This window comes from Cryptosporangium sp. NPDC051539 (assembly GCF_044454545.1).
Lineage (GTDB): Bacteria > Actinomycetota > Actinomycetes > Mycobacteriales > Cryptosporangiaceae > Cryptosporangium.
The window spans coordinates 324067-344394 of sequence record NZ_JBITDV010000005.1 but is presented as its reverse complement, the minus strand read 5'-3'; the positions used below and the strand labels follow the sequence as shown (position 1 = coordinate 344394).

The following is a 20328-nucleotide window of genomic DNA, read 5'->3' as shown; positions in this document are numbered from 1 at the left end:
TAACATTGCTACAGGCCGAAAGGGGTGGTACCGATGGCCATCACCACGTTGTCGAGTCGCGAGTTCAACCAAGACACCGGCGGGGCCAAGAACGCTGCTCGGAGCGGTCCGGTCTTCATCACCGACCGCGGTCGCCCGGCGCATGTTCTGCTGACCTTCGACGACTATCAGCGGTTGACCGGTAGCCAGGACAGCATCGTCGACTTGCTCGGCGTCCCTGTGGACGAGGCGGACATCGAGCTGGAAACCAGGTCTTCGCGTGACCTCGCTCGGCCGGCGGACTTCAGCTGATGTTTCTGCTCGACACGAACGTGGTCTCGGAACTCCGAAAGGCCAAGACGGGCAAGGCCGACAAGAACGTCGTTGAGTGGGCCTCTAGCGCTGCGGCGAGCAGCATGTTCATTTCGGCGATCACGATCCAGGAACTGGAGATCGGGATTCTCCTGGTCGAACGGCGGGCAGCGGCGCAGGGAGTGGTGCTGCGTCGCTGGCTGGATACGCAGGTTCTGCCGGTGTTCGCCGAGCGGATCCTGCCGGTGGACACCACGGTTGCCCTTCGTAGCGCCGCGCTTCATGTCCCTGACCCGCAACCGATCCGTGATTCGCTCATCGCGGCGACCGCACTCGTGCACGGGATGCCGGTCGTGACCCGTAACGTGTCCGGTTTCGCGGCCACCGGCGTGGAGATCATCGACCCCTGGCAGGCCGATGGCTGACGACCACGGCCGCACAGTCCACGGTCAAACGACGGTCAAACAGCAAAATGACCAGCTTCCCCATAAAGGAAACTGGCCATCTAGCTGCACCAACGTGGTCGGGGTGGCGGGATTCGAACCCACGGCCTCTTCGTCCCGAACGAAGCGCGCTACCAAGCTGCGCCACACCCCGGCGGCACGGAGCAAATACTAGCCGACTCCCGCGGACTCGTGCGCACGGGTATCCCGCACCCCGTGCTCGGGCCTCGGCACCAGCGTGAGCAGGCTCACCTCCGGCGGGCAGGCGAACCGGATCGGCGCGTACGGCGACGTGCCCATACCTGCCGAAACGTGCAGCCACGTGTCACCGCTCCAGCGGTGCGCACCGCGAGCGAGATCACGTTCGATGCCACAGTTCGTCACCAGCGCCCCGTACCCCGGCACCCGGAGCTGCCCGCCGTGGGTGTGGCCGGCCAGCACCAGGTCGTATCCGTCGGCCGCGAACATGTCCAGCACGTCCGGCTCCGGCGCGTGCACCAGCCCCAGATGGAGATCAGCGGGTTCCAGCGGTCCGGACACGTAGCGGTCCAGTTTCAGGTGCGGGTCGTCCACCCCGCCCAGGGAGAGGACCCGGCCGCCGGCGGTCACGCTGCCTCGGGCGTTCGTGAGATCCGTCCAGCCGGAGTCGGCCAGCGCGTCGCGGAGATCGGTCCACGGCAGCGACGGGCCGTGCGACCGCTTGTGGTGCTGGTTGAAGTACTTGAACGGGTTCTTCGGGACCGGCCCGTAGTAGTCGTTCGACCCGAAGACGAAGGCTCCCGGGCGCCGCAGCAGCGGGCCCAGCGCGTCGAGCACCGACGGCACCGCGTCTGCCGACGACAGGTTGTCTCCCGTCAACGCCACGAAGTCGGGATCGAGCGCGTCCAGGCTGCGGACCCACTCCTGCTTGCTGTGCTGCCCCGGCAGCATGTGCAGGTCGGATATGTGCAGGACGCGGAGCGGCTCGGCCTCTTGGGCGAGCACCGGCACGTCGAACCGGCGGAGCGTCCAGTGGACCCGCTCGTACAACGCCGAATAGGCCAGCGTCGCCGCACCCGCGCCGACCATCCCCAGGAACACGCGCGTACCCCACCTCATGGGTGAGGAGCGTACCCGTCGAATTTCGACCGGCTACCCCACCCGCCGGGAGTACGGTCGACCACCATGAGCACTGCTGCAGGCGGCCTGAAGACCCGCCTCACGACCGACCTCACGACTGCGATGAAGTCACGGGACGAACTCGTCACCGCGACGCTGCGGATGGCGCTCACCGCCATCCGCACCGAGGAGGTGGCCGGTAAGGCCGCTCGTGAGCTCTCTGACGACGAAGTGCTCCGGGTGCTCACCCGGGAAGCCAAGAAGCGAACCGAGGCCGCTGAGGCCTTTGCATCGGGTGGACGGGCCGATCGTGCCGACCGCGAGCGTGCCGAGGGCGAGGTCCTCGCCCGGTACCTGCCGAAGCAGCTCACCGACGAGGAACTGGCCGCGGTCGTCGCGTCCGCCCTCTCGGACGCCGGCGTCACCGACGTCAAGCAGATGGGTCAGGCCATGAAGGCGGTCCAGACCGCCGTCGCCGGGCGCGCGCCCGGCGGTCGGGTGGCGGCTGAGGTCAAGCGCCAGCTGTCGGCCTAGATCTTTTTCGACGATCTGCGACGCGCCACCGTCGGACGGGCACCGCCCGAACACGAGAACGGCCCCCGGTGATCCGGGGGCCGTCGTCGTGGGCCGCTAGTTGCCGCCGCCGTCCTGGTTCTGGCACAACGGCAGATCGGGGTTGGCCGCGCAGATCTGTTCCTTCATCCCGTTGCCGTCTTCCTCGCCGGGCTTCGTCGGATCAGGCGCCTTCGGGGTGCCGTTGCTCAAGACCAGCGTGACGACGCCGCCCTTCGTGCTCGAGGTGCCGCCGGCCGGCTCGCTGCGGGAGACGCGGCCCTCGCCCTGCTCGGAGTTCTCCCTGGTCGGAGACAACCGAACCTCGAAGCCGGCGTACCGGAGCTTGCTCGTCGCCGCGTCCACCGAGTCGCCGGTCGTGTCGGGCACGGTCACCCGGACGCCGTACGCCAGCTTGTTCGTCGGCGCCACGAACTGCTTGACCGGCAGCTTCGACACCGCGGTGTTGAGCGTGTCGCGGGCGACGTGGATCGGGATGTTCGTGTCCGGGACTTCCTTGGTCGGGCTGTCCGGGTTGGCGATGAACGACGCCGCCGCCAAGTTCGGCGTGAAACCGACGAACCACGCGGTCGCGTTGTCGTCGGTGGTACCGGTCTTGCCGGCGACCGGCCGGTCGATGGTGCCTCCGACGCTGGCCGCGGTGCGGGTGCCGCCGGGGTGCGTGCAGGCGACGCCGACCATCGAATTGTCGCCGACCGGGCACCGCGCCATGTCGGCCGCGGCGTCCGCAACCTGCTGCGGGATCGTCTGTTTGCAGCTCGGGTTGGCGACGTCGGTGAGCTGCTTGCCGTCCTGGTCGGTGATCGACTTCAGCGGCAGCGGCGCGCAGTATTTACCGCGGGCCGCGATCGTCGCGTAGGCGGTCGCCATGTCGAGCGGCGACACCTGGGCGACGCCCAGAGTGAACGCGCCCCACGCGCCCGGGTCCTTCTGCGCGCTGGCCTTCTGCTCCAGGTCGAGCTTCGCGCGCAGCTCGATGCCGGCCTGCTCGGCCGCGGTGATCGCCGACTTGACCGAAACCTGCTCTTCCAGCGGGATGAAGTACGTGTTCGCCGACTCGCCGAACGCACTGGACATCGTCTGCAGGCCGGTCATGTTCTTGCCCGCGTTCTTCGGACACCACTTGTCGCCGCCCTCTTTGCAGGGGCCGGGGTACTGCGAGGTGTACCGCGGCTGGGCGAAGATCGTGTGGCTCAGCGGGATGTTCTTCTCCAGCGCGGCGACCGCGGTGAACATCTTGAACGTCGACCCGGCCTGGAAACCCGGGGAGACCGACGAACCCGACAGCAGCGGGTTGACCGTGTACGGGTAGGTGTTCCGCCCCTGGCCCTTGCCGAGGCCGTACTTCCGGTTGATCGCCATCGCCTTCACCCGGCCGGTGCCGGGTTCGACCAGCACGACGCCGGTCGCGAACGGGTTGCTGACGCTCAGCTCCTCGTCGACGTTCTTCTGCGCGGCGGTCTGCATCCGCAGGTCGAGCGACGAGACGATCTTGTAGCCGCCCTTTTTGAGGTTGTCCTCACGCTCGGTGCGGGTCTTGCCGAACGCCGGGTTCGACTTCCACCAGTCGAGGAACCAGCCGCAGAAGAAACCGAACTTCGTGTTGCCGTTCTCGCACGACTGCGACGTCGGCTTGGGCTTGAGGCCGAGGTCGGTCTTCTTCGCCGCGGCGGCCTGGGCCGGGGTGACGTACTTCAGCTTCACCATCTGGTTCAGCACGTACTCGCGGCGGTCCAACGCCGGCTTCTGGCCGAACTGGCCGCCGACCGGGTTGTACTGCGTCGGGTTCTGCGCCATTCCGGCGATCATCGCGGCCTCGGGCAGCGTGAGCTGCGACGGAGGCTTGCTGAAGTACGCGTACGACGCCGAGTAGATGCCGTAGCCGCTGTTCCCGAAGAACGTGATGTTCAGGTAGTTCTGCAGGATCTGGTCTTTCGTGAGCTGCTTCTCCAGAGCGATCGCGTACCGCATCTCGCGCAGCTTGCGGCCGGCCGTGTCTTCAGTGGCCAGCCGGTACTCCTCGGAGTTGGTCGCGCCGTACTTCAGGATCGAACGCACGTACTGCTGGGTCAGCGTCGAGGCGCCCTGCGACACGTCGCCGTTCGCCTGGTTCTTGACGAACGCACGGATCACGCCGCGGCCGTCGACGCCCTGGTGCTGGTAGAACCGGTTGTCCTCAGCCGCGACGATCGCCTGCCGCATCACCGGGGCGATGTCGGTCAGCTCGACGTTCCGCCGGTTCTCGTCGTAGAACTGCGCGATGACGTTCTTGCCGTCGGCCGCGTAGAGCACGGAGTTCTGCGGCACCGGCGGAATCTTGAGGTCTGCCGGAAGATCACTGAAGGAATCCGAAGCCGACTTAGCGGTTAATCCAGACACGCCGACCGCAGGGAAGGCGGCCGCGGCGATCACCACACCGGCGAGGATTCCACAGAGCACCAGTGAGACGACGTTGGCGATCGTGCGGTCCTGAGGCAACTTCACGGGCAACAGAGTACGCAGCGTTCTCCAGAATCCCTGGCCGCGTGGTTACTCGTGAGTTGGTGTGACAGGGGGCACCGGCCCTGAGCTGCGATACCCCGTACGAACGGTGGATGGCCACTGGCCATTAGTACTGGTGAAAGACCACCCGAATAGCCGCTGCCAACTGCCACTGCCCCTTTCTTACCGTCCTGGGGCAGGCATGCCGGACCGACACGGCGTCGCCCACACGGATATGCGTGCCTGACGAGTCTTGCCGGACGGCGTGACGCTGAAGGGGGCCGGAGATGGGAATGATCGCTGACTGGGCTGGACGTGCGGCCTGTCGTGCCAGCGATCCGGACTCGCTCTTCGTCCAGGGTGCGGCGCAAAACCGTGCCAAGACGGTGTGTATGGGTTGTCCGGTTCGGACGGAATGTCTCGCTGATGCCCTCGACAATCGGGTCGAGTTCGGTGTCTGGGGAGGCATGACCGAGCGTGAGCGGCGCGCGTTGTTACGGCGCCGTCCAGACGTCACCTCGTGGTGGAAGCTGCTCGAGGCGGCCCGAAAGGCGCACGAGCTACAACCCACCGGTTAGCGCGCTGCCGACTCGGCGGAGTCCGTCGAGGTCGTGGACGTCTTCGGCCTCGGCAGGCACCTCGACCACCGGCACGTCCGGGTGCGCGGTGGTGAACCCCGCCGCGATCCGCCGCTCGCGCTCCACCAGCCTCGACAGGTCGGCGTGCAGGCGCAGTACCTCGGCGGTCAACGGAGACGTGCCGGCACGGTCCAGCTCCTCGGCGCCCGCCTGGGCATCGGCGGCCGACAGCTCCGGTGCCTCGGTCGCATGCACCCGGTTGAGCACCAGGCCGGCCAGCGGCATGTCTTCCGCGATCAGGCGATCGGCGAAGTACGACGCCTCCCGGACGGCGTCCGGCTCCGGTGCCGCCACCACGACGAACGCCGTGCCTGGCGTCTTCAGCAGGTCGTAGGTGCGCTGCGCCCGCTCCCGGAACCCGCCGAACATCGAATCCAGCGCTCCGACGAACGTCGAGACGTCGTTCAGCAGCTGGGCACCGAGGATCTTCGTGATGACCCGGCTGAACAGCGAGAACGACGCCGACATCACCTTCATGACGCCACGCCCGCCGGACTTCGCGGGCGCCAGCAGCAGGCGGAGCAGCCGGCCGTCCAGGAACCGGGCCAGGTTCTGCGGAGCGTCCAGGAAGTCGAGTGCCGACCGGCTCGGCGGCGTGTCGACGATGATCAGGTCCCACTCGTCGGCGGCCCGCAGCTGGCTCAGCTTCTCCATCGCCATGTACTCCTGCGTCCCGGAGAACGAGGACGACATGGCCTGGTAGAAGGGGTTGGCGAAGATCTCCTCGGCCCGCTCGGGGTCGGTGTGCGCGAGCACGACCTCGTCGAACGTCCGTTTCATGTCGAGCATCATCGCGTGCAGCTCGCCGCCGCTGCCGTCTTCGCCGCCGGCCACGCCCTTCACCCGGCGCGGGACGTTGTCGAGCTCGGAGAGCCCCATCGACTGCGCCAGCCGCCGCGCGGGGTCGATCGTGAGCACGACGGTCTTTCTACCGGCCTCAGCGGCCCGTAGACCGAGCGCGGCGGCGGTCGTGGTCTTCCCCACACCGCCGGAACCGCAGCAGACGATGATCCGCGTCGCGGGATCGGTCAGCAGCGCCTCGATGTCCAGTACCGTCACGGCGCTCGCACCCCCGCTTTCCGTAGCACGTCGGCCAGCTCGTACAGCCCGTCCGAGTCCATCCCGCCCGGCAGGAACGGCAGGTCGACGACCGGCGGCCCGAGCTCGGTCAGGTCCGACCGCAGGCGCTGCTCCAGCGCGGCCCGCCGGACGTGGTCGCCGACCTCGTCGGCGAGGCCCTTCACGGTCACCCGGTCGCTCGGCAGACCGGCCGCGGCCAGCCCCCGCTTCAGCTCGGCCTGGGTGATCTTCGCGTCGACCAGCGACGCGCTCCGCACGGAGTTGACCAGCACCGCGCCGATCGGCAGCCCGATCCCGGCCAGTTCGGTCACCGCGTCCGTCGTCTCCTGGACCGGCATCTCCTCGAGCAGCGTCACCAGATGGACGGCGGTCATCGGCGAGCGGAGAACGGCCATCACACCGTCGGACTGGGATTTGATCGGACCGACCTTCGCGAGCCCGGCGACCTCGGAGTTGACGTTGAGGAAGCGGGCCACCCGGCCGGTCGGCGGCGCGTCCATCACGACCGCGTCGTAGACGCGCCGGCCGCGGTCGGCGCGGGTCACCGCCTCCTTGACCTTGCCGGTGAGCAGGACGTCGCGCATACCGGGCGCGATCGTCGTGGCGAAGTCGATCGCACCGAGCTTCTTGAGCATCCGGCCGGCCCGGCCGAGCTTGTAGAACATCTCCAGGTAGTCGAGGAGCGCCTCCTCGGCGTCCACGGCCAGCGCGCGGACCTCACCGCCCTCGGGGGCGACCGCGACCGGCCGCTCGCTGTACGGAAGCGGATCCAGCCCGAACAGCGGCGCGATGCCCTGCCGGCCCTCCACCTCGACGAGCAGGGTGCGGCGGCCTCCGGCGGCCAGCGCGAGCGCCAGCGCGGCGGCGACCGTGGTCTTGCCGGTTCCGCCCTTTCCGGTGACTACGTGCAGCCGCGCCTGGGGGAACGAAGTCGATTCCTCGGGCACTCCACGAGCGTAACCACGGTCGGGGAGTAGCCGCCTCTCCCAGTAGGGTTCTGGCCATGACGAAGTGGGAGTACGTGACGGTTCCGCTGCTGGTGCACGCCACGAAGCAGATCCTGGACAACTGGGGCGAAGACGGATGGGAACTCGTCTCGGTCATCCCCGGTCCCAACTCCGAGCAGCTCGTCGCGTACCTCAAGCGCCCGAAGGACGGCCAGTGAGCAACGTCGCTGACCGGCTCGCCGAACTCGGTCTGACGCTGCCGGCCGTGGCCACCCCGGTGGCGGCCTACGTCCCGGCCGTGCGCACCGGCTCGTTCGTCTACACCTCCGGTCAGCTCCCGCTCGTCGAGGGCAAGCTCACCGTCACCGGGCTGCTCGGCGCCGAGGTCACCCCCGAGGTCGGGTACGAGCAGGCCCGTCTCTGCGGCCTGAACGCGCTGGCCGCGGTCGCGTCCGTCGTCGATCTGGACGATGTCGTGCGGATCGTGAAGGCCGTCGGCTTCGTCGCCTCCGCGCCGGGCTTCACCGGGCAACCGGGCGTGGTGAACGGCGCCAGCGAGCTGTTCGGCGCGGTGTTCGGCGAAGCGGGCAAGCACGCCCGCAGCGCGGTCGGCGTCGCGGCCCTGCCGCTCGATGCGCCGGTCGAGGTCGAACTGATCGTCGAGGTCCGCTAGTCGTTCGGGGCGTCGGACGGTATACCGACGACGCCCCGCACCAGCCTGGAGAGCTGCACCTCGAACGTGGCCGTGATCAGGGCCGTGGCCACCGAACTCATGCTCGCGTAGTCCTCGAGCGTGCGCTCGGCGCCGACCTCGGTGGCCGCGAAGATCCCGTTGAACGACTCGATGATCTCCCGCGAGAGTTCCAGTGCGGCCGCCGCCACCCGCAACTGCAGCCGGGTGATCTCGGTGGAGGGCATGCCCAGCTCCCTGGCCCGGCGGCCCACGGCCACCAGCACCGGGTGCGTCCCGTACCAGTTGCCGTCCGAGTCGCGGCTGACCAGCCCGTACGACTCCAGTGCCTCCCAGGCACCGGGCTGGGCGTGCAGGTCGGCCACGCCCTCCGGCTCGACCTGCAGCGACGGGTCGGACGTGTCGGCCAGCGACGGGAACCGCATGGCCAGGCCCTCGGCGTGCCAGGCCAGCGCGAGCTCGGGCGCGTTGTGACCGGTCTGCAGCAGCGCGCGGATCGCCGCGAGCGAGAAGCCGGCCCGCTGCAGCCGCTGGATCAGCTCGAGCCGGTCGATGTGCGAGTGGTCGTAGACGCTGCGGCGCCCGACCCGGCGCGGCGGGTGGAGCAGCCGCCGGGACTGGTGTGCACGTACCAGCCGCACGCTCACCCGGCAGTGCTCGGCCAGCTGATCCACGGTCAGGTCGGCCTGTAACGCCGGTTCCAGCACCGTTCGTTCCCGGACGCCGTCGCCGTTCCCGGTCGTCGGGCCTGTAGACATCATGAGGTCCGTGCCCGACTCTCCGTATTCTCCGCGGTGGCGCCCCGTCACAGCAGGCACCGTACTCCACGCAGCCGATGCGCCGAGACGGCACAGTAGATCGCCGACAGCAGGTCGACGACCACCCCGGACGACTTACGATGCCCTCATGCGGGACGCCTCTACCACGATCCTCCTGCGGGACGCGCCCGGCGGTCTCGAGGCCTACCTGCTCGTCCGCGCGACGACGCTGCGCGCGTTCGCCGGTCTCACCGTCTTCCCCGGTGGTTCGGTCGACCCCGGCGACCACGTCCCGGAGGGTGCCTGGCGGGGTCCCGACCCCGCGCACTGGCCGCTCTCCGCCGACGCCGGTCTGTCCAGGGCGCTCGTCACCGCCGCGGTCAGGGAGACGTTCGAGGAGATCGGCGTCCTGCTCGCGGAGCCGGACGGCACGGCGCCGTTCCCCGGTGCGGACGAGCTGGCCGACGACCGGGCCGCCCTGGAAGCGGGGAACACCACGCTGCCGGATCTGCTCGCGCGGCGCGGGCTGGTCCTCCGGACCGACCTGGTGCGGCCCTGGGCGCACTGGATCACTCCCGAAGCCGAGAAACGCCGTTTCGACACCCGGTTCTTCGTCGCCGGTCTACCGGCCGGTCAGGAGCCGCAGGAGCCGTCCGCCGAGGCCACCCGCGGGCTGTGGATGAGCCCGGCGGACGCGTTGGCCGCGGTCGAGCGCGGAGAGTTCGGCATGCTGCCGCCGACCGCCTCCACGTTGCTCGGCCTCACCGAGTTCGGCACGCTCGCCGACGTGTTCGCCGCCGCCGAGGGCCGCCCGATCCGCCCGATCAGGCCGGTCTACCACCCGTCGCCGGACGGCCCGCGGATCACGGTGCCGGACGACGTGCGGGAGCTGCTGCCCCCGGGCGTCACCGCGGAGTTCATCGCCGGCCTGATGGCCGGTATCGCCCGGCACGGACGTCCACCGGCGGTCGACGGGGAAGGATCGAAGGCGTGACGCTGCCCGAGTGGGTTCCGGACTGGGCGACGCTCGTGCGCGCCGACAACCCCGGCCCGATGACGCTCGACGGCACCAACACCTGGGTCCTCCGGGCGCCGGGCTCGACCGGGTGCGTCGTGATCGACCCCGGGCCGCTGCTGCCCGAGCATCTGGAGCGGGTCGCCGCCCACGGTCCGGTCGTGGCCACGCTGCTCACGCACGGTCACCCCGATCACTCCGAGGGCGCCGCCCGGTTCGCCGAGATGACCGGCTCGGACGTGCTCGCGGCGGATCCGGTCCACGCGGTCGGCGGCCAGGCGCTGATCGCCGACGGCGAGCCGCTGGAGGTCGCCGGGCTGTCGCTGCGGACGTTCGCGACGCCAGGGCACACCGCCGACTCGGTCTCGTTCGTCATCGAGGACGAGGCCGTTCTCACCGGCGACACGATCCTGGGCCGGGGCACCACGGTCGTCGCCTGGCCGGACGGCGCGCTCGGCGACTACCTGACCAGCCTGGAACGGATCCGTGGCCTGGGCTCGATCCCGGTGCTCCCCGGGCACGGGCCGGTGCTGCCCGACGCCGGGGCGGTCGCCGCGTTCTACCTGCGGCACCGCGCCGAGCGGCTGGCGCAGGTCGAGGCCGCGGTCGCCGCCGGGGCGTCCACGCCGATGGACGTCGTCCAGACCGTCTACGCCGATGTCGACCGGTCGGTCTGGCCCGCGGCCTCGCTCTCGGTGCGGGCCCAGCTGGACTATTTGCGAGCGAACGGCCGGCCATGACCTGCCCGGTCTGCGGCACGGTCGCGGTTCCCGGCGGGCGGTACTGCCATCACTGCGGCACCCGCCTGCCGGACGTCGAACCGACCGGCTTCGAGACCGAACGACGGGTCGTGACGGTCTTGTTCGGGGACCTCACCGATTTCACCGCCTGGTCGGAGGACCTCGACCCGGAACGCGTCGGCCGGCTCACCGACCGGGTCCTGGCGGCCTGCGCGCAGGCCGTCACCGCCTTCGGCGGCCACGTCGACAAACTGACCGGCGACGGCATCATGGCCGTTTTCGGGGCTCCGGTCGCCCATGAGGACGATCCGGAGCGCGCCGTCCGTTCCGCGCTGGCCATGCAGCGCGCGGTCAAGCGCGTCATCGAGGACGAACTGGGAGGCGGACGCCGTCTCGGGCTGCGGGTCGGGGTGAACACCGGCGAGGTCGTCGCCGGCGTCCAGGCCGCACTGTCCTACACGGTCATCGGCGACACGGTGAACACCGCGGCCCGGCTCTCCGACGCGGCCGGCATGGGCGCGGTCTACGCCGGAGCCCGGACCCAGCGCGCCACCCGAGACCGGGCGGCCTGGCGGCGGCTGCCGCCGCTGCGGCTCAAGGGCAAGCGTCAGCCGGTCGAGGCCTACGAGTTGCTCGGGCTGCGGGACGCCCCGGGTATCCGTCCCGGGCTCGGTGACGAGGCCCCGTTCGTCGGCCGCGAGGTGGAGTCCGGACGTCTGCTCGGACGGTTCGCCGAGGTGGCCGAGCAGGGCGAGCCGCGGGTCGTCGTCGTCACCGCGGAGGCCGGTGCGGGCAAGACCCGGCTCGGCGCCGAAGTGGCCCGTGCGGTCGGCGACGCGTTCAGTGCCCGGGCGCTGTCGACCCGCTGCCCGGCGTTCGGCCAGGTCGGAGGCTCGGCGGCGCTGGCCGACCTGGTGCGGCAGGCGTGCGGCGTCGAGCCGGACGACTCGCCCGAGCGGATCGCCGAGAGCATCCGTCGGGTCGCGACCGCGATCCCCGATCCCGGCCTCGGCCCCGGTGGCGTCGAGGTGCTGTTCGACCTGGTCGGCGTCGAGTCCGACGTGGATGCGCTGCCCGGCGTACCGGGCGTGCCGGCCGCGGGTGGCCGCCGGGAGCGGACCCCGCAGGTCCTGGCCGCGCTGCTCAACGGGCTGGCCGCGGTCGAACCCGTGCTCGTGGTGGTGGACGACGTCCACAACGCGTCGCCGGACACGCTGGACGCGCTCGGGGCGCTCGTCGACCACCTGGAGAGCGCGGTCCTCGTGCTGCTGCTGGGCCGTCCGGAGCTGGTGCGGACGCGCGGCCTCCTGACCCGGCTACCGGCCGCGGAGCCGTTGCCGCTGCCGCCGCTGACCGGTGCCGCGGTCTCCCGGCTGCTCCGCTCGTACCTCGGTGGGCCGCTCGACCGGGCGGACGAGACCCGGCTGCTGGCCACCGCCCAGGGCAACCCGTTCTACCTGGCCGAACTCGTCTCGCTGCTGGTCGAGCAGGGGCGGCTGACCGGCGGTACCGACGGCTGGCGGCTCGCGCCGGGCGGGTTCCGCGGTCGGCTGCTCTCCTCCGACCTCGCGGCGGTGCTGACGGCCCGGATCGACGCGCTGCCGCCCTATCCGCGGTCGGTGCTCCGGGACGCCGCCGTGGTCGGCGACCGGGTGCCGCCGGGAGCGCTGGAGGAGATCCGCGGTGCCGGGCACTCGCCGGCGACCGCGGCGGCCGACCTCGACCGGGCGCTGGCCGATCTGATCAGCCGACGCATGCTGCGGCGCACCGCCAGCGGCGGCTTCGCGTTCGTGACCGCGCTCATGCGCGAGGCCGCCTACAGCGCGATCGGCAAGGCCGACCTGGCGACCCGGCACGCCCGCATCGCTCGCTGGGCCGACGCCGAGCCGGTGCGCGGCCTCTCCGACGTCGAGCGGGACGAGTTCACGGCCCGGCACGTCGTGCGGGCGCTGGGTCTGGCGAACCAGATGTCGCTGCCGCCCCAGCACGAGGCCCGGGAGGTCGCCCCGATCGGCGTCGCCGCGCTGTACCGCCTGGCCGAGCGGGCCATCGCTCTCGGCGAGCCGAGCCGGGCCCTGGACCTCCTCGATCGAGCCACCGCGCTGCTTCCCGACGCGTCCGCGGCTCGTGCGGACGACCTCCGGCTGCTCCGGGCCCGGGCGCTGCTGGTCAGCGGGCGCGCAGGGGACGCCGGGGAGCTGGCGTCCGCGGTGGCGGCCGGTACCGGGCCGGTGGCGGTCGCCGCGCTGCTGGTCAAGGGCGAGGCCCTGCGCGCGGGCGGTGACTCCCGGGGCGCGATCGCGGCCTGGAGCTCGGCACTGCGCAAGTCCAGGGCCGCGCAGCTACCGAGCTGCGAGAGCGAGGCGCTCCGGCGACTCGGGATGCTCGACTACCTGGGCGGACGCCTGCCGCTGGCCGAGCGTCGGTTCACCGCCGCCTATCGGGTGGCGTCCGCGTCCGACGACGGGCCGGGCACCGCCTGGGCGCTGCAGCACCTGGCCTGGTCGGCGACGACCCGGGGCGATTTCACCCGGGCCGACCGCGTGCTCGAGGAGGCCAGGGCCGTGTTCGCGCGGCTGGACGACCCGGCCGGTCGCTCCTGGGTCCGGGGCACGACCGCGTTCGTCCGCCTGCTCGAGGGACGGCTGCACGAGGCCAGGCGGCTGGCCGAGAAGTTCGTCCCGTACGCCGAGCGGATCGCGGACGGCTGGGCGGTCGCCGCGCTGCGCATCGTCGACGCGTTCGCGGCCGCGGAACTGGGCGAGCTCACCTACGCGACCCGCCAGGCCGACCTGGCACACGCCGCGTTCCGGGCCGGCGACGACCCCTGGGGTGCCAGCCTGGCGCTGACCGTGCGGGGCGTGATCGCCCGCGGCTACGACCGGATGGACGAGGCCGTCGACCTGCTCACCGAGGCGCTGGTCGTCGGCCGCGAGATCGGTCACCCGCTGACCGCCGGGATCGCGCTGACCGTCCGCGGCTACTGCCGCCTCGCGACCGGTGAGATCGCCGCGGCGGAGGCGGACGCGGTGCGGACGCTCGAGCTCATCACGCCGCTGGAGGTCGATCCGTCGACCCGGGTGGGGCCGCTCGTGCTGCGGGCCCAGGCCCGGCGTCTGCTCGGCGACCGGGACGGCGCGATGGAGCTGCTGGGCGAGGTCGTGAACGACGCCAGCGGGCCGTCGTTGCTGTTCCCCCGGCGGCAGGCGCTCGCGCACTACTCCGGTGTGCTGCTGGAGGCAGGGAAGGTCGAGGAGGCGCTGGAGTGGGCACGGCGGGCGTCCCGGGTACCGGCCGAAGACATCCGCAGCCGGATCCTGGCCCGCCGGGTGCTGGCCGTCTCGCTGGGCGCCAACGGCTCGCTGGCCGAGGCGCTGAGTGCCGCGAACGAGGCCGTCACGCTCGCGTACGGGTCCGAACAGGCTTCGGAGCGGGCTGCCAGCGACACGGTGCGTGACCGAGTGGCACTTGCCGCAGCTCTCGCCCGGCCGGAGTAGACCCACGGATCGCGCGAAGTCGGTACGGTCGTCCACGTGCGAAGTGAGCCGTCCGGGGCCCAACCGGCATCCCCGGTGGCTGGTCTGTCCGATCTGACCGTTCTTGCTCGCGGAGGGTACTCGACCGTTTACCGCGCCCGTCAGGATTCGATCGGACGCGAGGTCGCCCTCAAGATCGACACCCGCTCGCTGGAGTCCGAGCGCGACCGTCGTCGGTTCGTCCGCGAGGCCGAGGCGGCCGGGCGGATGTCGGGGCACCCGAACGTCGTCAACATCTACGACGCGGGCGTGACGCAAGACAACCACCCTTACCTGGTCATGGAGCTCTGCACCGGTGGTTCGTACGCGGCGCGGCTGCGGGAGCGCGGCCCGCTCTCGCCGGTCGAGGTGCGCGACGTCGGCGTCAAGATCGCGGACGCGCTGCAGGCCGCGCACGACAACGGGATCCTGCACCGGGACGTGAAGCCGGGGAACATCCTGATCAACCGGTACGGGGTGCCGGGGCTGGCCGACTTCGGGCTGGCCGCGCTGCCCGATCCGAACCGGGAGCTCTCGGTGACGATCGAGGCGCTGACCCCGGCCTACGCGCCACCCGAGGTCTTCCGGATGGAGGCGCCGTCGCCGCTCGGCGACCAGTTCTCGCTCGGGGCGTCGCTGTACGCGCTGCTGGCCGGGCGTCCGCCGCGGTGGCCGGAGACCGGGACGCCGAGCCTAGCCACGATGGTCATGATTCTCGACGATCCGATCCCCGACATTCCGGGCGTGCCGCCGGGGCTGTCGGCGGTGTTGCGCCGGGCGATGGCGCCGTACGCCGAAGATCGGTATCCGTCCTCGGCGGAACTGCGCGACGCTCTGTCGTCGCTGGATCTGGACGACGACACCGGGTCGCGGTCGGCGGGTTTCGGAGCCGCGCCGCCGGTGAGCCCGGGTCCGGCCGGTCAACCGTCGGGCCCGCCGTCGTCCCCGCCGTCGTCCGGGGGTGGCGTGTACGGGTCCGCCGCCGCGTCGGGCGGAGTCTGGGGCGCCGCGTCGGCGTCGGGCAGTGCGTCCGCGTCCGCCTCGGGCAGTGCTCCGGTGAGCGGAGGCGCGCCCGCACCGTACGGCAGCTCCCCGCACACGTCGCCGTACGGCGGCACTCCCGGTCAGACGACCGGGCCGCCGTCGCTGTACAGCGGGCCTCCGGCCCCGCACAGCGGGCCTCCGAGCGGCTCGGCGACCAGGTCCGGGCCGACCGTGTACGGGACCCCGACCTCGGGGTCGAGCGGTCGGCCGCCATTGAGCCAGACCTCGGTGTTCCCGGCCAACGCGTACGCGAGCGGCCCGCCCGGCGCCCAGCGGCCCGGAGGCCAGCCGCCCGGGAGCCCGCCGCCGTACCCGCCGCCGCCGAGCAGCTTCAACGCGCCTCCCAGCGGCCGGCCCGGCGGTTCGGGCAACAGCAGCAAACGCGTCCTGGTGATCGTCGGCGTCGTCGTGGCGGTTCTGCTCGTCCTCGGCGGTATCGGCGCCGCCGCGGTCGGCATCCTCGGCAACGAGACGCCGTCCGGCCCGACGACGGCCGACCCGAGTACCGGACCCCAGCCGACCCCGACCAAGGCGCCGTCGGGTCAGCCGCTGCCGTCACAGAGCGGCGAGCTGCCCGGCTTCCCGCTCGACGGGCTGCCGACCGGTACCGAGGCCGGGAGCGCGTTCGGCAGCCCGTGCGAGGTGGCGGTGCTGGCCGGTACCGGGGCCGGCATCAACGCCCAGTGCCCGTCGAGCCCGGAGTGCTGGCGCGGCAAGTCCGACGGCTCGTACGGCTCGCGCGGGTGCACGAACAAACACACCTGGGAGACGTACGTCGTCGGCCAGCTGTCTTCGAGCGAGAGCGGCGCGGACTCCTCCGCGCTGCGCAAGGACAAGAACGTCCAGTTCCTCTGCTCGGACAGCGTGCTCCAGGCCGTGTTGGCCGCGAGCGGCCTGGAGACCAACGGCTGGCGCACGTCCGTCTCGGCCTACGGCGGCGACAAGTTCCGCTGCCTGGCCGGCAAGGGCGACGACGCGCTGAAGGCCCCGGTCTTCGTGACGTAAGGCGTCGGCCGGCGACCGGGTCGTCCGATCCCCGGCGCGGTCGCGGTCGACCGGGTCCACAGTAGATTCATCGGGAGCGTTCACCAGCGGGCGAACCGCACCGTGCGGACGTTGCGCCAGCAGGCGCAGCGTCCGCACGGTGGTATTTCGTGGTCAGCGGGCCCGGCGGGACAGACGCTCGGGGTCGATCAGGACCACGCTCTTGCCCTCGAGGCGGAGCCAGCCGCGGGACGTGAAGTCGGCCAGCGCCTTGTTCACGGTCTCCCGGGAAGCCCCGACGAGCTGCGCGATCTCTTCCTGCGTCAGGTCGTGAGTGAGGCGCAGAGCGCTACCCTCACGGGTCCCGAACCGCTTGGCGAGCTGCAACAGGTTCTTCGCGACGCGACCGGGCACGTCGGTGAAGATCAGGTCGGCGAGCGCGTCGTTCGTCCGGCGCAGGCGCCGGGCGAGCACCCGGAGCAGCTGCTCGGCGATCTCGGGCCGGTTGGTGATCCACGGCCGGAGCGACTGCTGCCGCATCCGTGCGACTTTGGCGTCGGTCACCGCGACCGCGCTCGCCGTTCGCGGGCCAGGGTCGAACAACGAGAGCTCGCCGAACAAGTCGGACGGGCCCATCACGGCGATCATGTTTTCGCGACCGTCGGCAGCGCGCCGACCGACCTTAATTTTCCCGGACATCACGATATAAAGCGAGTCACCAAGTTCTCCCTCGGAGAAAATCGTGTGACCCTTCGGGATGTCGAGGTACTCCAGGTGGGCCGCGAGAGCCTCAGCTGACTCCGGCTCGACCCCCTGAAACAGCCCTGACCGGGCAAGTACCTCGTCCATGACCCCACCTCCAGCAGCGGCAGACTGTCGGTGAGTCTATGGGGCCGGTGGGGTGGGGTGGGCAATGACCCGCTCCCGACGCCAGGAAACGGCGTTTCGAGGGCGTCGGCTGTCCGATCGGCGACTCGCGCGGAGATCGCTTCATCGTAGGCTGACAGCTCGGCTTACAGGGGGAGGCGGGGTGGCGGAAAGTACCCCGGTCCCGGGCTTCCCGATCCTGTCCGTGCTGGGTAGCGGCGGTTTCTCCACGGTATACCGAGCGCTCCAGGAATCGATCGGGCGCGAGGTCGCGCTCAAGATCGACCACCGCGTGCTGCTCGACGAGGGCGACCGGGCCCGGTTCTTCGCCGAGGTGCGGGCCGCCGGCCAGGTCTCCGGTCACCCGAACGTGATCGACATCCACGACGCCGGCATCACCGCCGACGGACGCGCCTATCTCGTGATGGAGCTGTGCCCGGCCGGGTCGCTGGCCGACTACCTCCGCAGCCACGGTCCGATGCCGCTCGTCGACGTGCTCGACGTCGGCGTCGCGATCGCCGACGCGCTGGCAGCCGCGCACCGGGTCGGGGTCGTCCACCGCGACGTGAAACCGGCCAACGTGCTCTACGACCGCTACGGCCACCCCGAACTCGCCGACTTCGGTCTGGCCGCCCGGTACGACCCGACGACGGAGTCGACCGAGACGCTGGAGCTGCTCACCCCGGCCTACGCGGCGCCGGAGATGTTCTGGTCGCGGCGCCCGACGCCCGCGGTCGACGTCTACGGGCTCTCGGCGACGCTGTACTCGCTGCTGACCGGGCGCGCGCCGCGCTGGCCGACCGGGGAAATGAACCTGACCGACGCCGAGATCGAGGCGCTGCACTCGGCGTCGGTCCCGGGGATACCCGGTGTACCGGAGTCCGTGGTCGCCGTCTTGCGCGCGGGCATGGCCAGGGAGCCGGAGAACCGCCTGCCCACCGCCGGTGCGCTCCGGGACGCGCTGCGGGCCGAGCGGTCCGCGCTCGGCCGGGCGTCCGAGCGGTTCTCGGACCCGGGCGCTCCTGGCGCCGACCACGATCTCGCCGACCAGCCCACCGCTCGCCTTCCGCGGCTCCGTCCGACTGTCGGACGGGAGGGCTAGGGTTTCCCCGTGACTGTCGCCGCCCTGGAGAGCCCGCTCGCGCTGAAACGACGGGCCCGCCGGATGCACCGGATCCTCACCGAGACCCATCCCGACGCCCACTGCGAGCTCGACTTCACGACGCCGCTCGAGCTGGCGGTCGCGACGATCCTCTCCGCACAGACCACCGACGTCCGGGTGAACCTGACGACGCCGACGCTGTTCGCGAAGTACGAGACGGCGGAAGACTACGCCGGGGCCGATCGTGCCGAGATGGAGAGCATCCTCAAGCCGACCGGTTTCTTCCGGGCGAAGACGAGCTCGCTGATCGGGCTCGGGCAGGCGCTGGTCGAGCGGTTCGACGGCGAGCTGCCACGCACGCTCGACGAGTTGGTCACGCTGCCGGGCATCGGCCGCAAGACCGCCAACGTCGTGCTCGGCAACGCGTTCGGCGTCCCGGGTATCACGGTCGACACGCACTTCGGCCGCCTGGCCCGCCGCTTCGGCTGGACCACGGAAGAAGATCCGGTGAAGGTCGAGCACGAGGTCGGCGCACTGTTCGATCGCAAAGACTGGACGATGCTCTCGCACCGGCTGATCTTCCACGGGCGGCGCGTCTGTCACGCGCGGAAACCGGCGTGCGGCGCGTGCACGCTGTCGGCGCTCTGCCCGTCGTACGGCACCGGGCCGACCGACCTGCCGGCCGCGGTGAAGCTCCTCAAAGGCCCGCGAGCCGATGAACTGGCGGCACTGGTAGGGGCATGAAGTATTTCGGGCTCGTGGTGGCCGTGCTGGTTCTGCTGGCCGGGTGTACCACCGACACGCCTGAGGCGGCGGCGCCCACACCGGGCCCGAGTTCCGGCGCGTTCGCGAAGAGCAAGTTCGCGACCTGCCCGGCGCCGACCGGGCAGGTGCCCGCGAAGAGCCCGCTGAAGGGCGTCCGGCCGCTGCCGTGCATGGAGCCGACCGGGGCGCGGGTGACGATCGGCGCACCGATCGGGCGTCCGCTGGTGCTCAACCTGTGGGCGTCCTGGTGCCTGCCCTGCAAGGACGAGATGCCGGTGATGGAGCGGTTCGCCACCGCCGCGGGCACCCGGGTCGCGGTCGTGGGCGTGAACACCGGCGACGACGCCCCGAACGCGGTCCTGGCGGCCGACGACGTCGGCGTCACGTTCGCCAACGTCTACGACCGCGCCCGCGAGGTCCTGCACGCCCTGAAGGTGAACACGCTGCCGGCCACCGCATTCGTCTCGGCCGACGGCGAAGTCGTCCACGTTTACCGCGGCAGCCCTCTCACCGACCAGACTCTGTCCGCACTGGCCGGGCGATATCTCGGAGTACGCGTGGCATGAACGAGAACCCGGCCGGCCATCCGGAGCCCGGCGTCGAAACCCTGCCGTCCTGGCTGCACACGCTGGTCGGCGCGCTGCCGCAGGTCCGTAGCGACCAGATCTCGCGGTTCGTGCCGCCGCCGGACGGCAGCGGCCGTCCGTCCGCGGTGCTGATCTTGTTCGGCGACGGCCCCGACGGCCCCGACCTGCTGCTGCTCGAGCGCGCGGCGACGCTGCGCAGCCACGCCGGCCAGCCGGCGTTCCCGGGCGGCGCGACCGATCCGGGCGACGACGGCCCGATCGGCACCGCGCTGCGGGAGGCCAACGAGGAGGTCGGGCTCGAGCCCGGCTCGGTGCGGGTGATCGGCGAGCTGCCGCCGGTGCTGATCCCGGTGTCGGGCTTCATCGTCACCGGCGTGCTCGGGTGGTGGGAGCGGCCGCACCCGGTCGGGCCGGTCGACGCCGGTGAGGTCGCCACCGTGGCGCGGGTGCCGATCTCCGCTCTGGCCGACGCCGGCAACCGGTTCCGCGTCCGGCACCCGAGCGGCGTCATCGGGCCCGGGTTCGGCGTCAGCGACATGTTCGTCTGGGGCTTCACGGCCGGGCTGATCTCGTTCGTTCTCGACCTCGGGGGCTGGGCCCAACCGTGGAACCGCAACCGGATGGAAGACCTGCCCGCCGACGCGCTCGCGCTGGCCCGGCCGACCCGCCCACCGGATGCGATCCGTTAGCAGGCGGTTGGTACCGGCCA

At 71.3% G+C, this 20328-nt stretch carries 20 protein-coding genes and 1 tRNA gene; 14 read left to right on the top strand and 7 right to left on the bottom strand.

All coding sequences use genetic code 11. The features are described 5' to 3' along the window. The first annotated feature begins 33 nt into the window (after positions 1 to 33). Both ACIBZJ_RS18000 and ACIBZJ_RS17995 read left to right on the top strand, forming a co-directional pair. Positions 34 to 291, top strand: a complete 258-nt coding sequence (locus ACIBZJ_RS18000; RefSeq protein ID WP_395930787.1) for a type II toxin-antitoxin system prevent-host-death family antitoxin — start codon at positions 34 to 36, stop codon at positions 289 to 291. Then, positions 291 to 716 (top strand): type II toxin-antitoxin system VapC family toxin, encoded by a 426-nt coding sequence (locus ACIBZJ_RS17995; RefSeq protein ID WP_395930785.1) that lies wholly within the window; start codon positions 291 to 293, stop codon positions 714 to 716. The genes ACIBZJ_RS18000 and ACIBZJ_RS17995 overlap by 1 nt, the downstream gene beginning before the upstream one ends. A 95-nt stretch (positions 717 to 811) precedes the next feature. Here the strand turns inward: ACIBZJ_RS17995 and ACIBZJ_RS17990 are convergent. Together ACIBZJ_RS17990 and ACIBZJ_RS17985 are read right to left on the bottom strand one after the other, a co-directional pair. Next, positions 812 to 888: transfer RNA gene (locus ACIBZJ_RS17990), tRNA-Pro, on the bottom strand. A 17-nt stretch (positions 889 to 905) separates the two neighbouring features. Then, positions 906 to 1832 (bottom strand): metallophosphoesterase, encoded by a 927-nt coding sequence (locus tag ACIBZJ_RS17985; protein WP_395930783.1) that lies wholly within the window; start codon positions 1830 to 1832, stop codon positions 906 to 908. Between the two features lie 66 nt (positions 1833 to 1898). Between ACIBZJ_RS17985 and ACIBZJ_RS17980 the strand changes: the two genes are divergently transcribed. Further along, positions 1899 to 2366, top strand: a complete 468-nt coding sequence (locus ACIBZJ_RS17980) for a GatB/YqeY domain-containing protein (RefSeq protein WP_395930781.1) — start codon at positions 1899 to 1901, stop codon at positions 2364 to 2366. 96 nt (positions 2367 to 2462) lie between these two features. Here ACIBZJ_RS17980 and ACIBZJ_RS17975 read toward each other — a convergent pair whose 3' ends face one another. Then, a complete protein-coding gene (locus ACIBZJ_RS17975) occupies positions 2463 to 4889 on the bottom strand; it encodes a penicillin-binding protein (protein ID WP_395930779.1) in 2427 nt (808 codons plus the stop codon). Between the two features lie 284 nt (positions 4890 to 5173). On the opposite strand from ACIBZJ_RS17975, the gene ACIBZJ_RS17970 reads away from it, so the two are divergent. Beyond that, positions 5174 to 5464 (top strand): WhiB family transcriptional regulator, encoded by a 291-nt coding sequence (locus tag ACIBZJ_RS17970; RefSeq protein WP_395930777.1) that lies wholly within the window; start codon positions 5174 to 5176, stop codon positions 5462 to 5464. Here ACIBZJ_RS17970 and ACIBZJ_RS17965 read toward each other — a convergent pair. Together ACIBZJ_RS17965 and ACIBZJ_RS17960 are read right to left on the bottom strand one after the other, a co-directional pair. Next, positions 5447 to 6583 (bottom strand): ArsA family ATPase, encoded by a 1137-nt coding sequence (locus tag ACIBZJ_RS17965; RefSeq protein WP_395930775.1) that lies wholly within the window; start codon positions 6581 to 6583, stop codon positions 5447 to 5449. The genes ACIBZJ_RS17970 and ACIBZJ_RS17965 overlap by 18 nt on opposite strands. Beyond that, positions 6580 to 7551, bottom strand: coding sequence for an ArsA-related P-loop ATPase (locus ACIBZJ_RS17960; protein WP_395930773.1), 972 nt, complete (start codon positions 7549 to 7551; stop codon positions 6580 to 6582). The genes ACIBZJ_RS17965 and ACIBZJ_RS17960 overlap by 4 nt, the downstream gene beginning before the upstream one ends. Positions 7552 to 7607: 56 nt before the next feature. Between ACIBZJ_RS17960 and ACIBZJ_RS17955 the strand changes: the two genes are divergently transcribed. Together ACIBZJ_RS17955 and ACIBZJ_RS17950 are read left to right on the top strand one after the other, a co-directional pair. After that, positions 7608 to 7769, top strand: coding sequence for a hypothetical protein (locus ACIBZJ_RS17955; RefSeq protein WP_395930771.1), 162 nt, complete (start codon positions 7608 to 7610; stop codon positions 7767 to 7769). Next, positions 7766 to 8224 (top strand): RidA family protein, encoded by a 459-nt coding sequence (locus tag ACIBZJ_RS17950; protein ID WP_395930769.1) that lies wholly within the window; start codon positions 7766 to 7768, stop codon positions 8222 to 8224. The genes ACIBZJ_RS17955 and ACIBZJ_RS17950 overlap by 4 nt, the downstream gene beginning before the upstream one ends. Here the strand turns inward: ACIBZJ_RS17950 and ACIBZJ_RS17945 are convergent. Then, positions 8221 to 9000 (bottom strand): MerR family transcriptional regulator, encoded by a 780-nt coding sequence (locus ACIBZJ_RS17945; RefSeq protein ID WP_395930767.1) that lies wholly within the window; start codon positions 8998 to 9000, stop codon positions 8221 to 8223. The two genes, ACIBZJ_RS17950 and ACIBZJ_RS17945, sit on opposite strands and share 4 nt — an antisense overlap. A gap of 148 nt (positions 9001 to 9148) precedes the next feature. Here ACIBZJ_RS17945 and ACIBZJ_RS17940 point away from each other — a divergent pair, with 148 nt between their 5' ends. The 4 genes from ACIBZJ_RS17940 to ACIBZJ_RS17925 are packed head-to-tail and all read left to right on the top strand — an operon-like array spanning position 9149 to position 16319. Further along, a complete protein-coding gene (locus tag ACIBZJ_RS17940; RefSeq protein ID WP_395930765.1) occupies positions 9149 to 9994 on the top strand; it encodes an NUDIX hydrolase in 846 nt (281 codons plus the stop codon). Then, a complete protein-coding gene (locus ACIBZJ_RS17935) occupies positions 9991 to 10755 on the top strand; it encodes an MBL fold metallo-hydrolase (protein WP_395930763.1) in 765 nt (254 codons plus the stop codon). The genes ACIBZJ_RS17940 and ACIBZJ_RS17935 overlap by 4 nt, the downstream gene beginning before the upstream one ends. Next, entirely contained in the window at positions 10752 to 14252 is a 3501-nt protein-coding gene (locus ACIBZJ_RS17930) for an AAA family ATPase (RefSeq protein WP_395930761.1), read from the top strand. The genes ACIBZJ_RS17935 and ACIBZJ_RS17930 overlap by 4 nt, the downstream gene beginning before the upstream one ends. A 36-nt stretch (positions 14253 to 14288) precedes the next feature. Next, entirely contained in the window at positions 14289 to 16319 is a 2031-nt protein-coding gene (locus ACIBZJ_RS17925; protein WP_395930759.1) for a protein kinase, read from the top strand. A gap of 153 nt (positions 16320 to 16472) precedes the next feature. Here the strand turns inward: ACIBZJ_RS17925 and ACIBZJ_RS17920 are convergent, their stop codons facing one another. Then, the gene (locus ACIBZJ_RS17920; RefSeq protein ID WP_395930757.1) at positions 16473 to 17147 is read right to left on the bottom strand and encodes a Crp/Fnr family transcriptional regulator; all 675 of its coding nucleotides are present in this window, start codon (positions 17145 to 17147) and stop codon (positions 16473 to 16475) included. 181 nt (positions 17148 to 17328) lie between these two features. Between ACIBZJ_RS17920 and ACIBZJ_RS17915 the strand changes: the two genes are divergently transcribed. Genes ACIBZJ_RS17915 through ACIBZJ_RS17900 form a run of 4 tightly spaced genes read left to right on the top strand, consistent with a single transcriptional unit; the run spans position 17329 to position 20308 of the window. Continuing rightward, complete coding sequence (locus tag ACIBZJ_RS17915) at positions 17329 to 18267, top strand: serine/threonine-protein kinase (RefSeq protein WP_395930755.1); 939 nt, start codon at positions 17329 to 17331, stop codon at positions 18265 to 18267. Positions 18268 to 18276: 9 nt separating this feature from the next. Next, positions 18277 to 19011 (top strand): endonuclease III, encoded by a 735-nt coding sequence (nth, locus tag ACIBZJ_RS17910; RefSeq protein ID WP_395930753.1) that lies wholly within the window; start codon positions 18277 to 18279, stop codon positions 19009 to 19011. Continuing rightward, complete coding sequence (locus tag ACIBZJ_RS17905; RefSeq protein WP_395930751.1) at positions 19008 to 19598, top strand: TlpA disulfide reductase family protein; 591 nt, start codon at positions 19008 to 19010, stop codon at positions 19596 to 19598. The genes nth and ACIBZJ_RS17905 overlap by 4 nt, the downstream gene beginning before the upstream one ends. After that, the gene (locus ACIBZJ_RS17900; RefSeq protein ID WP_395930749.1) at positions 19595 to 20308 is read left to right on the top strand and encodes an NUDIX hydrolase; all 714 of its coding nucleotides are present in this window, start codon (positions 19595 to 19597) and stop codon (positions 20306 to 20308) included. Before ACIBZJ_RS17905 ends, ACIBZJ_RS17900 begins: the two co-directional genes overlap by 4 nt. The last annotated feature ends 20 nt before the right edge of the window (positions 20309 to 20328 follow it).

Bases quoted from the DNA above. Each gene is read 5' to 3' on its own strand.
- ACIBZJ_RS17905 (WP_395930751.1), top strand. From the start codon at position 19,008: ATGAAGTATTTCGGGCTCGTGGTGGCCGTGCTGGTTCTGCTGGCCGGG.
- ACIBZJ_RS18000 (WP_395930787.1), top strand. From the start codon at position 34: ATGGCCATCACCACGTTGTCGAGTCGCGAGTTCAACCAAGACACCGGC.
- ACIBZJ_RS17900 (WP_395930749.1), top strand. From the start codon at position 19,595: ATGAACGAGAACCCGGCCGGCCATCCGGAGCCCGGCGTCGAAACCCTG.
- ACIBZJ_RS17920 (WP_395930757.1), bottom strand. From the start codon at position 17,147: ATGGACGAGGTACTTGCCCGGTCAGGGCTGTTTCAGGGGGTCGAGCCG.
- ACIBZJ_RS17930 (WP_395930761.1), top strand. From the start codon at position 10,752: ATGACCTGCCCGGTCTGCGGCACGGTCGCGGTTCCCGGCGGGCGGTAC.
- ACIBZJ_RS17955 (WP_395930771.1), top strand. From the start codon at position 7,608: ATGACGAAGTGGGAGTACGTGACGGTTCCGCTGCTGGTGCACGCCACG.
- ACIBZJ_RS17945 (WP_395930767.1), bottom strand. From the start codon at position 9,000: ATGTCTACAGGCCCGACGACCGGGAACGGCGACGGCGTCCGGGAACGA.
- ACIBZJ_RS17995 (WP_395930785.1), top strand. From the start codon at position 291: ATGTTTCTGCTCGACACGAACGTGGTCTCGGAACTCCGAAAGGCCAAG.
- ACIBZJ_RS17980 (WP_395930781.1), top strand. From the start codon at position 1,899: ATGAGCACTGCTGCAGGCGGCCTGAAGACCCGCCTCACGACCGACCTC.
- ACIBZJ_RS17970 (WP_395930777.1), top strand. From the start codon at position 5,174: ATGGGAATGATCGCTGACTGGGCTGGACGTGCGGCCTGTCGTGCCAGC.
- ACIBZJ_RS17985 (WP_395930783.1), bottom strand. From the start codon at position 1,832: ATGAGGTGGGGTACGCGCGTGTTCCTGGGGATGGTCGGCGCGGGTGCG.
- ACIBZJ_RS17940 (WP_395930765.1), top strand. From the start codon at position 9,149: ATGCGGGACGCCTCTACCACGATCCTCCTGCGGGACGCGCCCGGCGGT.